Annotated in this window: 11 protein-coding genes; 5 read left to right on the top strand and 6 right to left on the bottom strand. The window is 73.5% G+C overall.

What is annotated here, in order from left to right; all coding sequences use genetic code 11:
- Positions 1–2 precede the first annotated feature (2 nt).
- A complete protein-coding gene (locus tag AB0399_RS11320) occupies positions 3–1169 on the bottom strand; it encodes a cystathionine gamma-synthase (protein WP_329365446.1) in 1167 nt (388 codons plus the stop codon).
- A 120-nt stretch (positions 1170–1289) separates the two neighbouring features.
- Complete coding sequence (locus AB0399_RS11315; RefSeq protein ID WP_366411084.1) at positions 1290–1985, bottom strand: NAD(P)-binding domain-containing protein; 696 nt, start codon at positions 1983–1985, stop codon at positions 1290–1292.
- 287 nt (positions 1986–2272) lie between these two features.
- On the opposite strand from AB0399_RS11315, the gene AB0399_RS11310 reads away from it, so the two are divergent.
- Complete coding sequence (locus tag AB0399_RS11310; RefSeq protein WP_366411151.1) at positions 2273–2623, top strand: helix-turn-helix domain-containing protein; 351 nt, start codon at positions 2273–2275, stop codon at positions 2621–2623.
- 57 nt (positions 2624–2680) lie between these two features.
- Here AB0399_RS11310 and AB0399_RS11305 read toward each other — a convergent pair whose 3' ends face one another.
- The 3 genes from AB0399_RS11305 to xylA all read right to left on the bottom strand — a co-directional run bounded on the left by AB0399_RS11305 (position 2681) and on the right by xylA (position 6620).
- The gene (locus AB0399_RS11305; RefSeq protein WP_366411083.1) at positions 2681–3364 is read right to left on the bottom strand and encodes an ABC transporter ATP-binding protein; all 684 of its coding nucleotides are present in this window, start codon (positions 3362–3364) and stop codon (positions 2681–2683) included.
- A 246-nt stretch (positions 3365–3610) separates the two neighbouring features.
- Complete coding sequence (locus AB0399_RS11300) at positions 3611–5086, bottom strand: ABC transporter permease (protein WP_329365451.1); 1476 nt, start codon at positions 5084–5086, stop codon at positions 3611–3613.
- Between the two features lie 352 nt (positions 5087–5438).
- Positions 5439–6620, bottom strand: coding sequence for a xylose isomerase (gene xylA / locus AB0399_RS11295; RefSeq protein WP_328468500.1), 1182 nt, complete (start codon positions 6618–6620; stop codon positions 5439–5441).
- 92 nt (positions 6621–6712) lie between these two features.
- Between xylA and xylB the strand changes: the two genes are divergently transcribed.
- Both xylB and AB0399_RS11285 read left to right on the top strand, forming a co-directional pair.
- Entirely contained in the window at positions 6713–8125 is a 1413-nt protein-coding gene (gene xylB / locus AB0399_RS11290; protein ID WP_329365454.1) for a xylulokinase, read from the top strand.
- 216 nt (positions 8126–8341) lie between these two features.
- On the top strand, positions 8342–9457 hold the full coding sequence (locus AB0399_RS11285) for an ROK family transcriptional regulator (RefSeq protein WP_329373983.1): 1116 nt from the start codon (positions 8342–8344) through the stop codon (positions 9455–9457).
- Between the two features lie 132 nt (positions 9458–9589).
- On the opposite strand, the gene AB0399_RS11280 is transcribed toward AB0399_RS11285, so the two are convergent.
- Positions 9590–10918 carry an Ig-like domain-containing protein gene (locus AB0399_RS11280; RefSeq protein ID WP_329373985.1) on the bottom strand — a complete coding sequence of 443 codons (1329 nt, stop codon included), beginning with the start codon at positions 10916–10918 and terminating at the stop codon, positions 9590–9592.
- Positions 10919–11311: 393 nt separating this feature from the next.
- Between AB0399_RS11280 and AB0399_RS11275 the strand changes: the two genes are divergently transcribed.
- A complete protein-coding gene (locus AB0399_RS11275) occupies positions 11312–11653 on the top strand; it encodes a hypothetical protein (protein ID WP_366411082.1) in 342 nt (113 codons plus the stop codon).
- Positions 11654–12010: 357 nt separating this feature from the next.
- A complete protein-coding gene (locus tag AB0399_RS11270; RefSeq protein WP_366411081.1) occupies positions 12011–12955 on the top strand; it encodes a glycosyl hydrolase family 18 protein in 945 nt (314 codons plus the stop codon).
- Positions 12956–13198: the final 243 nt, after the last annotated feature.

The raw sequence follows: 13198 nt of genomic DNA, 5'->3' as shown, positions 1-13198 counted from the left end.
GATCAGCCGAGCGCGCCGCGAAGATCGTCGATGAGGTCGTCCACCGCTTCGATGCCGACCGAGATACGGACGAGGTCCGCCGGAACCTCGAGCGCGGAACCGGCCACAGACGCATGCGTCATACGCCCCGGGTGCTCGATGAGCGACTCCACCCCGCCGAGCGACTCCCCGAGCGTGAAGAGCTCCGCACGGTCGCAGACGGCGACCGCCGCCTCCTCACCGCCGGCCACCTGGAAGGACACCATCCCGCCGAAGCCCCGCATCTGCTTCGCCGCGACCTCGTGCCCGGGGTGCGAGGCGAGCCCGGGGTAGTAGACCCGGGTGACCTTGCCGTGGCCCGCCAGCATCTCCGCGATCCGCCCGGCGTTCTCGCTGTGCCGGTCCATCCGCACCGCGAGCGTCTTGATCCCGCGCATGACCAGCCACGCGTCGAACGGCCCGGCCACCGCGCCCATCGCGTTCTGGTGGTACGCCAACTCCTCGCCGAGCGCGGCGTCGGAGGTGACCAGCGCACCGCCGACGACGTCGGAGTGCCCGCCCATGTACTTGGTCATGGAGTGCACCACCACGTCCGCGCCCAGCGCCAGCGGCTGCTGGAGGTAGGGGCTGGCGAAGGTGTTGTCGACCACCAGCCGCACCCCGGCCTGGTGCGCCACCCCGGCGAGCGCGGCGATGTCGGTGATGCCGAGCAGCGGGTTGGACGGCGTCTCCACCCAGATCAGCTTCGTCTCCGGCCGTACGGCGTCGCGTACCGCCTGCACGTCGGAGGTGTCGGCGACCGACCACCGCACGCCCCACCGCTCGGCGACCTTCGAGAAGAGCCGGAAGGTGCCGCCGTAGGCGTCGTTGGGGATGACCACGTGGTCGCCGGGCGTCAGCACCGTACGCAGCAGGCAGTCCTCCGCGGCCAGGCCGGACGCGAAGGCGAGGCCGCGGCTGCCGCCTTCGAGGGCGGCGAGGTTCTGTTCGAGCGCGGTGCGGGTCGGGTTGGCCGAGCGGCTGTACTCGTAACCGCCGCGCAGTCCACCGACGCCGTCCTGCTTGTACGTCGAGACCTGGTAGATCGGCGTGACCACCGCACCGGTCTGCGCGTCGGCCGGCTGGCCGGCGTGGATCGCCAGGGTCTCGAAGTGCTGGTGCGCACGCGGGTGGTGAGGGCTATCGTTCATGCCGCCGAGCGTAGCCGCCGAGCACCGTGACCCGCTGATCGGCGCAACGCGCCGGATCGTACGGCGTGGCGCGCACCCCCGTTCCGACCCGGCGGGTCCGCGCCCGGCGGCCGGGGCGGCTCAGGCCCGCGCGGTGGCGCGGGCCGGCACGTGGGGGACGGCCGCGCCCGGGTCGTGCCCGGCGAAGACCAGGGCGATCACCAGGCCCGCCGCTTCCTCCAGTTGGCGCGCGCGGCGCAGCGGCCCGACGGCCGCGGGCTCGGCGCCGGCGTCGCGGACGAGGCCGGCGGCGGTGTGCAGGGCCGCCTCGTCGTCCCCCGCGATCGGTACGGTGACCGGTGCGCGGCCGGGCGACCACTGGTCCGCGGGGAAGAGGTGGAACGCCTTGACCACGTGTGCGCCCGGGGCGAGTTCCGCGATGTGCTCGGCGGCGGCCCGGCCGTCGGCCACGAGGTGCTCGCCGACGCCGTGGTCCACCGCGTTGACCGGGTCGATCAGCACGGTCCCGGACAGCGCGCCGCCGGCGGCGCCCGCCGCGCGCAGGATGTCGGGCACCCCGGTCCAGGTGACGGCGAGCAGCACGGCGTCCTGCCCGGCGACGGCCTCAGCAGGGGTGGCCCCCGCGCGGGCGGTGCCACGGGTGGCCGTACCGCCACGGCCCGGGTCACCGGTGACCGTACCGGCGCCCATCGCGGCCGCCGCCGCCTCGGCCTTCTCCGGCGAACGGCCGCCGACCACCACGTCGTGCCCGGCCCGTACCCAGGCCGCCCCCAGCGCGGTCGCCAGGTTTCCGGTGCCGAGAATCCCGATCCTCATCGTGTGCTCCCGAAGGTGTGGGCGGCCTGCGGGTCGAGGCCGCCGCGGGACCGCCACCGTAGGAAAACCGACGCGCACCGGACGGTAGGAAACGGATGCGGGACCATGGCGGCACGATGGACGACGACCGCGCCACCCCGACGACCACCGCACCGGCGACCACGGCACCGACGACCGCCGCACCGGTGACGGCCGAACCGGCGACCGGCACCCGGGCCCCGCACGACGCCCGGGAGAACCGAGGCGCCCCCACCACCCGGAACCCCGGGGACGCCTCCTGCGAGCGGCTGCTCGTGGACTGCCGGCTGCGCGCGGCCACCGAGCTGTTCGCCCACACCTGGGACCCGGTGATCCTCGCCGGGCTCAGCGAAGGGCCCCTGCGCCGGGCCGAGTTGCGGGCGCTGGCCGGCGGGATCAGCGACAAGGTGCTCACCGAGTCGCTGCGCCGCCTGCTCGCCAACGGCCTGGTGGAGCGCCGCGCCTTCCGCGCCGCGCCGCCCCGGGTCGACTACGGCCTCACACCGCTCGGCACCAGCCTGGTGGACGGCCCGCTGCGCGCGATGGGCCGCTGGACCCGGGAGCACGGCGAGGAACTGCTCGAAGCCCAGGAGCGCGCCGCCGGGCAGGCGGCGGGCTGACGACCGGCGGCGAGCCGACGACGGGCTGACGACCGGCGGCGGCGCCGCCCCGGGGGCTCACTTGCGGGTGGACTCGCGCACCGTGAGGGTGCCCTTGCGGATGGTGGCCAGCCGGGGGGCGCGCTTGGCGATGGTGGAGTCGTGGGTGACCAGGATGAAGGTGAGGCCGCGGTCGCGCCACAGCCCTTCGAGCAACGCCATGATGTCGTCGCGGGTGCCCTCGTCGAGGTTGCCGGTCGGCTCGTCGGCGAGCAGCACCTTGGGCTCCTTGACCAGGGCGCGGGCGATGGCGACCCGCTGCTGCTGGCCGCCGGAGAGCTCGGACGGCAGGTGGGTGAGGCGCTCGCCGAGTCCGACCGACTCCAGGGCGGCCGCGGCGCGGGTGCGGCGCAGCGACGGGCGGACCCCGAGCGGCACCAGCGCGGTCTCGACGTTCTCCTGGGCGGTGAGCGTGGGGATGAGGTTGAAGCTCTGGAAGATGAAGCCGATGTTCTCCGAGCGGACCTTGGTCAGCCGTGCCTCGCTGAGCTTGGCCAGGTCGGTGCCGTCGAACTCGATCGAGCCGGAGGTGGGCCGGTCCAGCGCGCCGAGCATCTGGAGCAGGGTGGACTTGCCGCCGCCGGTGGGGCCTTGGATGACGACCTGGTCGCCGTCGGCGATGGTGAGGTCGATGCCGCGCAGGGCGTCGACGTTGGTCTTGCCCCGGCGATAGCGCTTGGTGACGCCGCTGAGCTGGTACATGGGTGGACTCCTGGGAGCGGAAGGGAAGTGGGGGTGGCCGCCGGGTGAGAGGCCCCGGGGGCGGCCGGACGGCCGGGGTCACGCGGCGGAGCGGCCGGGTGGCCGGGTTGCCGGGTGACCGGGTGGCGGCCACCCGGCCCTGCCCGGCCACCGGGTGGGGCCGGGCGGCGGGGCCGACGAGCGAGGCCGATCAGCGAGGCCGATCAGCGGGCGGCGCGGCCGATCGGCGGCCGATCACAGCCGCGGCTACTCGACGCGGCGCAGCGCGTCGGCCGGGCGCAGCCGGGACGCGCGCCAGCCGCCGAACGCGCCGGCGATCAGGCCGCCGCCGATGGCGAGCCCCACGGCCAGCACGATGGTGCCGGCGCTGACGGGCGCGCTCAGGGCGACGTCGAGCGTCTTGGACGCGGCCTGCCGGGCGCCGCCGCCGAAGCCGCCGGGGCCCCCGCCGCCGGGCCCGCCCGTGCCGCCGGAGGAGGCGGAGGAGCCGAGTTGGGCCGTGAGGCTGGGGCTGATCTCGGTGACGGCGAAGGCGCCGGCCAGGCCCAGCGCGATCCCGAGGACGCCGCCGATCAGGCCGTTGACCAGGGCCTCGCCCATGACCTGCCGGGTGACCCGGCCGCTCTTCCAGCCGAGCGCCTTGAGCGTGCCGAACTCCCGCACGCGGCGGCTGACCGCCGAGGAGGTGAGCAGCCCGGCGACGAGGAACGCGGCGATCAGCACCGCGATGGACAGCCACTTGCCGACGTTCGTGGCGAGCGACGACGCCGTGGACAGCGACCCGGAGACGGTGGAGGCGAGGTCGGCGGAGGTGGTGACGGTGGTGCCGGAGATGTTCTTCTGGATCTCCGACTTGACCCCCGAGATCTGCTTGGAGTCGGCCGCCTTGACGTAGACCGTGGTGACCTTGTTCGCCGAGGAGGAGAGGGTCTGCGCCTGCTTCAGCGGCAGGTAGAGGTTGGCCGCCGCGTCGCCGCTGTCGGCGGTGGCGATGCCGATCACCTTGTACTTGGTGCCCTTGACGGTGACGGTGGAGCCGACCTTGAGCTTGTTCTGCTTGGCGTACGCGGAGTCGGCGACCATCACCTTCGCGTCGGCGTCGGCCGCGGTGAAGGTGGTGCCCGAGGTGATCTTGGAGGAGGTCAGCGGGCCGAGCGAGAGGTTGGAGACGTCCACGCCGTAGAGCGTGTAGCTGTTGGCGTCGAACTGCGCGCCGCCGCCCTTGACCTCGCCCTGCGGCGCGCCGCTGCCGCCGGAGCCGCCGCCGGGCCCGCCACCCGCGCCGGAGGTGCTCTGGCGCTGCTGGAACTGGCCGGGCGTGAAGGTGCCGTTGATCTTCAGCACCTGGAGGTTGAGCCCGCCGACCGCGCCCGCGACGTTCTTCTGCTTGCCGACGCTGCTGACGACCGAGGAGGACAGGGTCTGGAAGCCCTGCACGGTGACCCGGTCGCTGCTCTGCGACTTGCCGTCGCTGTTCGCGTCGAAGTCGAACTTGGGCCGGGTGGTGGAACCGGTGCCGGCGGCCGGCGCGGCCTTGGTGACCGTCATGTCGGTGCCCAGGCCGTACAGCGACTTGAGCACCTTGCCCTGGGCCTGGTCCATGCCGGACGAGACCGAGTCGACCGTGATGACGAGGCCGATGCCGAGCGCGAGGCCCAGCGCGACCACGAGCGCCGCCTTGCGCCGGCGGCGCAGCTCGCGCCGGAGATACGTGAAGAACATCCGATTCCTCGTGTTTGGCAGAGAGAGGCAGTGGAGTGCACCGGGGTGAGGTGCGGAGAGCGGGGGCGAACGCGAGGAGGGCGAGGCGTCCGCCCCTGCTCCCACTGCCGCGCAACGCTAGGAATCGGCGGTGAGGGCGCGGTGAGGCGAAAGTGAGGGGGGCTTGAGAAAGAGCACGTGGAGATGAGGTCCGGCTGAGCGGAAGGTGATTTCTTCCTTGAACAGGCCGCGCACGGCCTGTTCACAGCCGGTCCCCAGGTTGGTCCGGGACTCTTGTCCGTTGCCCGGACCGGCGTACGGGCCGGCAGGCCGGTCCGCCGGTCCGACCGGGGACGTGCAGCGGTCGTACGGTTCAGCGCACGCCGAGCAGGTGGTCCATGGCGAGCTGGTCGAGCGCCTCGAAGGCCATCCCGCGCTCGGCCACCGCGTCCGCGTCGAAGTCCTCGTACGCGCTGCGGTCGGCGAGCAGGTCGGCCAGCGACTCGTCGGCGCCCAGCGTGGTCTGCGCCAGCTCGTCCAGGCCGGAGACGCGCAGCGCCTCCTGGACCACCGGGTCGGCGCGGAAGGCGGCGGCCCGCTCCTTGAGGATCAGGTAGTTGCGCATGCCGCCGGCCGCCGACGCCCACACGCCGGACATGTCCTCGGTCCGCGGCGGCTTGAAGTCGAAGTGCCGCGGGCCCTCGTAGCCGCCGCGCTCCAGCAGGTCGACCAGCCAGAAGGCCGAGCGCAGGTCGCCGGCGCCGAACCGCAGGTCCTGGTCGTACTTGATGCCGGTCTGGCCGTTGAGGTCGAGGTGGAAGAGCTTGCCGTGCCACAGCGCCTGGGCGATGCCGTGCGGGAAGTTGAGCCCGGCCATCTGCTCGTGGCCGACCTCGGGGTTGACGCCGACGATGTCGGGGCGCTCCAGCGAGTTGATGAACGCCAGCGCGTGGCCGACGGTCGGCAGCAGGATGTCGCCGCGCGGCTCGTTCGGCTTCGGCTCCACCGCGAAGCGCAGGTTGTAGCCCTGCTCGGTGACGTACTGGCCGAGGATGTCGAAGGCTTCCTTCATCCGGTCCAGCGCGACCCGGACGTCCTTGGCGCCGCCGGACTCCGCGCCCTCCCGGCCGCCCCACGCGACGTAGGTCTCGGCGCCCAGCTCCACGGCCAGGTCGATGTTGCGGATCACCTTGCGCAGCGCGAAGCGGCGCACCTCGCGGAGGTTGGAGGTGAAGCCGCCGTCCTTGAAGACGGGGTGGGTGAAGAGGTTGGTGGTGGCCATCGGCACCTTCATGCCGGTGGCGTCCAGCGCCTGCCGGAAGCGCTTGATGTGGCCGTCGCGCTCGGCGTCGGAGGAGCCGAAGGGGATCAGGTCGTCGTCGTGGAACGTCACGCCGTACGCGCCCAGTTCGGCGAGCCGGTTCACCGACTCGACCGGGTCGAGCGGGGCGCGGGTCGCGTCGCCGAACGGGTCGCGGCCTTGCCAGCCGACCGTCCACAGTCCGAAGGTGAACTTGTCGGCGGGGGTGGGGGTGAGGTTCGTCTCGGAAGTCATTGCGGTCGGCTCCTATTCGTCAGACTGTTGAACAAATTAGTATGCGAGCCCAGGGTTGGGAAGTAGGAACCGCGCGAAAGGACCGGGATCACATGGCGCGACAAGGGCAGATCGTGCTCGGCGTGGACAGTTCGACGCAGTCCACGAAGGTGCTGGCGGTCGACGTCGACAGCGGCGAGGTGCTCGCCCGCGGCCAGGCGGCGCACACCGTCAGCACCGGCGCCGGGCGCGAGACCGACCCCGAGGTGTGGTGGAACGCCCTCCAGGAAGCGCTGGGCGAGCTCGGACCGTACGCGGCGCGGGCCGACGCGATCTCGGTCGGCGGCCAGCAGCACGGCCTGGTCGTGCTCGACGAGCGGGGCCGCCCGGTGCGGGACGCGCTGCTGTGGAACGACGTCCGCTCCGCCCCGCAGGCCGAGGCGCTGGTGGAACGGCACGGCGCCGCGTGGTGGGCCGAGCGGGTCGGCTCGGTGCCCGGCGCGAGCTTCACCATCGCCAAGTGGGAGTGGCTGCGCGCCCACGAACCCGAGGCGGCCGCGGCCGCGCGGGCGGTCCGGCTGCCGCACGACTTCCTCACCGAGCGGCTGAGCGGCACCGCCGTCACCGACCGCGGCGACGCCTCCGGCACCGGCTGGTGGGCGGCGAGCACCGGGGCGTACGACGACGCGCTGCTCGCCGAGGTCGGGCTCGACCCGAAGCTGCTGCCCGCGGTGCTCGGGCCCGGCGAGCAGGCCGGCACCGTACGGGACGGCGCCGGCGTACGGCCCGGCGCGCTGGTCGGCGCCGGCACCGGCGACAACGCAGCCGCCGCCCTCGGCCTCGGGCTCGCCCCGGGGCGGCCGGTGCTCAGCCTCGGCACCTCCGGCACCGTCTACGCGGTCGCCCGGCAGCGCCCGGCCGACCCCTCCGGCACCGTCGCGGGGTTCGCCGCCGCCGACGGGGCCTGGCTGCCGCTGGCCTGCACGCTGAACTGCACGCTCGCCGTGGACAAGGTCGCCACGCTGCTCGGCCGCGACCGCGAGCAGGTCGACCCCGGCGGCTCGGTCGCCTTCCTCCCCTTCCTCGACGGCGAGCGCACCCCGAACCTGCCGTACGCCTCCGGCCTGCTCACCGGTGTCCGGCACGACACCACCGCCGGGCAGGTGCTCCAAGGCGCCTACGACGGTGCGGTGTACGCGCTGCTCGCCGCGCTCGACCTCGTGCTCGCCGTCGACGGGGCGGACCCCGGCGACCAGCCGATCCTGCTGATCGGCGGCGGCGCACGGGGGGCCGCGTGGCGGGAGACCGTACGGAGGCTTTCCGGGCGGGCGGTCCAGGTGCCCGTCGCCTCGGAGCTGGTCGCCCTCGGCGCGGCGGTCCAGGCGGCCGTCCTCCTCACCGGCGAGGAGCCCGCCGCGGTCGCCGCGCGCTGGGGCACCGACCGGGGCGAGCTGCTCCCGGCGACGGAACGCGACGACGCGACGCTCGAACGGCTGCGGGCAGCGCTGCCGTTGGTGGGCGCCTGACGTCACAGGCGCTTGCCGCGGGGCGGAAGGGCGAATGTCGGAACCCCCGCGGCGGGGGCCCGGGAGCGTGCCCTCGGCCAGCAGCGGGCGGGTGGGCGGGGAGGAGCCCCCGGAGGGGCCGCACATACTTTGTGGACGGCACGGCGTGAAAGGAGAACCGTGGTCAAACGCACCGGCGCCCAATCGGAACTACGCCACCGCAACCTCTCCCTGGTGATGCGAGCCCTGGCCACGGAGGACGACCTCACCCGCGCCACCATCGCCGCCGAGGTCGGCCTCACCCGGGCCACCGTCTCCACGCTCGTGGACGAACTCCTGGCCGCGGGCCTGCTGGAGGAGCGCGGAGCCCGCCGCCCCGGCACCGTGGGCCGCCCCGGCACCGCCCTCGCGCTGTCCGACACCGGCCCCGCCGGCATCGGCGCGGAGATCGGTATCGACCACCTCGCCGCCTGCGTGGTGGACCTCCGCGGCGAGCTGCGCTGCCGTACCGAGTCCCCCGCCGCGAACCGGGGCCGCCCGGCCGCGTCCGTGCTGGCCGAACTCGCGGAGCTGACCGCGCAGGTCGCCAAGGAGGCCGCCGCGATGGAGCTGCGCCCGGTCGGCACCACGGTCGCCGTCCCCGGCCTGGTCAGCCGCGACCGCGGCACCGTACTGCGCGCCCCCAACCTCGGCTGGGAGGACGTCTCCGTCGCCACCGCGCTCGGCCCGCACGCGACCGTCGTGGAGAACGAGGCGAACCTCGGCGCGCTCGCCGAACTCTGGCTCGGCGGCCACGACCGCCTCGCGGACTTCGTCCACGTCTCCGCCGAGATCGGCATCGGCGCCGCCCTCATCGTGGAGGGCCGGCTCTTCCGCGGCGCCCGCGGCTTCGCCGGCGAGCTCGGCCATGTCCCGGTCCACCCGGACGGGCCGCTGTGCTCGTGCGGCGCGCACGGCTGCCTGGAGACCTTCGCCGGCGAGGAGGCCCTGCTCCGGTCCGCGGGCGCCGGCACCCCGAGGGAGCTGCGCACCGCCGCGGCGGCCGGCGACCCCGCCGCGATCCGCGCCCTGGAGGACGCCGGCGCGGCCCTGGGCATCGCGCTGAGCGGCGCCGTCAACCTCCTCGACCCGCAGGCCGTGGTGGTCGGCGGCCCGCTCGCGGACCTCGCGCCCTGGCTGCTGCCCGGCGCGCGCCGCGAACTGGCCGCCCGCGTCACCGACCGCCAGTGGCGCCCGGAGGACGTGGTCACCTCGCGGCTCGGCCGCGACGGCGTGCTGCGCGGCGCCGCCTACAGCGCGGTGCGGGCCGTCCTGGACGACCCGGCCGCCTGGATTCACACCGCCCTGGACTGACAAGCGAGCCGGGCGGTACCGGCCGCGCCCCCGAGACGCGACCCGTACCGCCCGGCTCACTTCGCCCGGCGCACTCCCGTACGGCCGCTCCCGTACGGTCTGCTGCCCGGCCGGCTACCTGCCCGGCTCAGCTCACAGCGCGGAGCCGGCCACCCACTTGCTCCACGACATGTTCCAGCCGTTGAGGCCGTTGTCGGGCTGGATGGTCTTGTCGGGCGAGTTCTTCACCACGACCACGTCGCCGATCAGCGAGTTGTTGTAGAACCACGCCGCGTCCGTCGTGTCGTCCTTGCCGCCCTTGACGTCGCTCAGCCCGATGCAGCCGTGGCTGGTGTTGGCGGTGCCGAAGATCGACTTGTCGGACCAGTAGTTGCCGTGGATGAACGTGCCGGAGTTGCTCAGCCGCATGGCGTGCGGCACGTCGGGGATGTCGTACTCGCCCTTGCCGTCGTCGTCGGTGAAGCCCACCGTCGCGCCGTTCATCCGGGTGGTCTGGTCCTTCTCCTCGATGACCATCTGGCCGTCGTAGGTGGTGTGCCCGTCGCCGCCGGCGGAGATCGGCAGGGTGCGGATCACCTTGCCGTCGCGGACCACGGTCATCATGTGCGTGGCGGCGTCCACCGTGGAGACCTGCGAGCGGCCCACGTCGAAGCCGACCGTCTTGTGCTGCGTGCCGTAGACGCCCGGGGCGCCCTCGACGCCCGCCAGGTTCAGGTTCAGCGTGACGTGCGAGCCGGCCTGCCAGTAGCTCTGCGGCCGCAGGTCGAGCCGGGTGGAGCTGAACCAGTGGCCGACGACCTGCTGCCCGCTGCTGGACTGCACGGAGATCCCGCGCTGCACGGCGGCCCGGTCGGCGGACGAGATCGCCTTGCTGAAGTTGATCGAGACCGGCATGCCCACGCCCACCGTGGAGCCGTCCTCCGGGGTGAAGTACCCGACGAAGCTGCCGGTGGCCGCCTTGGTGCCGAACGTGGCCTGCGTGGAGGTCGTACGTCCCTGCGAGTCGCTGGCGGTGGCGGATATCCGGAACTGGAGGCCGTGCGCGAGCGTCGCGTTCGGCGTCCAGGTGGTGCCGTCGGCGGATATCCTGCCCGCCACGGTGTGGCCGGTCGACGTGGCCGTCATCGTCACCTTGGTCAGCTTGCCGCCGGTGACGCTCACCTTCACCGCGCCGCTCACCGCGGCCTGGGTGGTGCCGGACTTCGGCGAGATGGTGATCTTCGCGGTCGAGGTGTGCTTGGCCGCCGCCGCGTCCTCCCGGGCCTGCGTCTGCGGGCTGGTGGTCGGGCTCGTGGTGGGGCTGGAGCCGGGGTCGGCGGAGGTGGCGCTCGTCGTCGGGGAGACGGACGCGGCCGCGTTCTGGCTGCTGTCCTTGCCGCTGTCGCCGTGGCCGCACGCGGTCAGCGCCACCGCGCCGCCGGCCACCACCGCGAGCGCCGCGAGGGTGCCGCGGCGGAACACGGTGCGCTTCCGGCGGACTGCTCCGGTCTTGCCGTGCTCGGCGGGGCCGTCCTCTGCGGAGGCGGGGGATTTTCCGGTGTCGGGCGGCGTCACGCGTCTCTCCCATGATCGGGGTCGCCCGCAGGCCGAAACGATCGGCGCGGGGCTTCTTCCGCCATCCATGGAAACAGCCTCGGCGCCAGGTATGTCCTTTCCGATGGAAATTGTGGGCTTTGACACGTACTCCCCGTGATGACCGTCACGCGGCTTTCCGCGGCATTCCGCAGCCCTCCCGCCACGCACCGCGAACCGCCGGCGAATCCCCGTCGGGCCGACCCGCCGCTTCCCACCGGCCGCCGCCAGTCACTACGATCGGCCCTTACGGTCAACTCGCCGCATCCGCTGGGGGATCAGATGGCCTCGCCCCGCCCGTACGTCGCCGTGGCCGCCGCTGCCGTGCTGGCCGCGCTCTACTTCGTCCCCTCGGCACACGCGGACACCGCCACCGTCGCGGCCACCTCCACCGTCGCGGCCACGACGTCGGCCGGCACCCCCGCCCGGACCCCCGCCACCACCACGCAGGCGGCGCCCGCCGGGTCGCTCGCCGAGACCGGCATGATCGACACGAAGCCCTACGTCATCGGCGGCGCGGTCTTCCTCCTCGCCGGCGCCGGGCTCGTCGTCAACGCCACCCGCCGCTCCCGCCACGCCTTGCAGGTCGCCGAGGCGGCGGAGGACGCCGACCCGGAGGAGTAAGCCGGCGGCTCTCCGCCGAGCCCGCCCTCCCCCGCCCATCGCCGGGCGCGCGCCCTCCCGCGTCGCTCGGCCCGGCCCAGCCAGCCCCGGCCGCGCGCCACCACGCCCCACGCCCCACGCCCCACGCCCCGGGACCCGGTCCCGGGCCCCGAACCCCGGGACCGGACCCCGGACCCACGGCAGGCAAAACCTCGGTCAAGAGGGTGGCCGCGATTCATTTATCTGAACTCCGGGTCTTGACGTGCACCAGCCAAGGGCCCAACCATGCTGACTCATGGTTAGGAAGCTTTCCTAACCTGTCACCCCTGCGGTCTTGCGCTCCCCCACTGTCTCCTCCGCCTCCCGAGAGGTTTCACCATGGCCAAGTCACCCGTCCGCCCCGCACTCGTCGCCGCGGCCGCGGTCGCCCCGGTGCTCGCGCTGCTCGCCGCGGCCCCCGGCGCCCACGCCGCCGCCGTGGCCCCGACCGCGCTCCCCGCACAGTTCGCGGCGCCGTACCTGCAGATCGACTCCTCCTCCGCCAAGGACATGGCCGCCGACCAGAGCGCGAGCGGGCTGAAGAACTACACGCTGGCCTTCCTCACCTCCAAGTCCGGCTGCACCCTCCAGTGGGAGGACGGCGGGGACTCGGTCGGCGCCTTCAGCTCCCAGATCAACGCGGTGAAGTCGGCCGGCGGCAACGTGATCCCGTCCTTCGGCGGCGCCGGCAGCAAGGAACTCGCCCAGACCTGTACCTCGGTCTCCAGTCTCACCGCGGCCTACCAGAAGGTGGTCAGCACCTACGGCGTCACCCGGCTCGACTTCGACATCGAGGGCGACACCCTCGCCAACGGCAACGCCAACGCCCGGCGGGACCAGGCCCTGGCGGCGCTCCAGCAGGCCGACCCGTCCGTGCAGATCGACTGGACGGTGGCCGTGGACCCGGACGGCATGGAGTCCGACGTCACCACGCTGCTGAAGAACGCGCAGTCGGCGGGGGTGAAGACCAGCGCGGTGAACCTCATGACCATGGACTTCGGCGACGGCGAGAACGCCCTGGCGGACGCGGAGTCCGGTGCCACCGCCGCCGAGAAGCAGTTCGCGAGCATCTACGGCGGCTCGGCCGCGCAGAACTGGGCCCGCATGGGCCTGACCCCGATCGCCGGGCAGAACGACGACGACGAGAACTTCACCCAGGCGAACGCCTCCACCCTGGAGAGCTTCGCCGCGTCGAAGGGCGTGCAGGAACTGGCCTTCTGGGAGGTCGACCAGTACGACAAGCCGACCGGGTACGCCTACTCCAAGATCTTCAACAAGATCTGAAGGACCAGAAGAACCTGGAGGACCAGAAGGACCTGGAGGATCTGACGCCGAGGACGACGGCGGGCGCACCCTGACCCGTCCGGACCCGCATGCCGGCGATGCGGGTCCGGACGCTCTCCCGGAGCGGACCCGGACCCAGCCGCTTTGTGCTTCTCGCTGCGAGGCCGGCCGGTCCGCCCCGGGTGCCCCAGCTCCTCCACGTCCATCCGGCCGCCCTCCACCCTTACTGAACGCCACGTTCAC

The organism is Streptomyces sp. NPDC088194, from assembly GCF_040702025.1.
Classification (GTDB): domain Bacteria; phylum Actinomycetota; class Actinomycetes; order Streptomycetales; family Streptomycetaceae; genus Actinacidiphila.
Note: the sequence above shows the minus strand (reverse complement) of the source record. Positions and strands in the feature narration are given on the sequence as shown.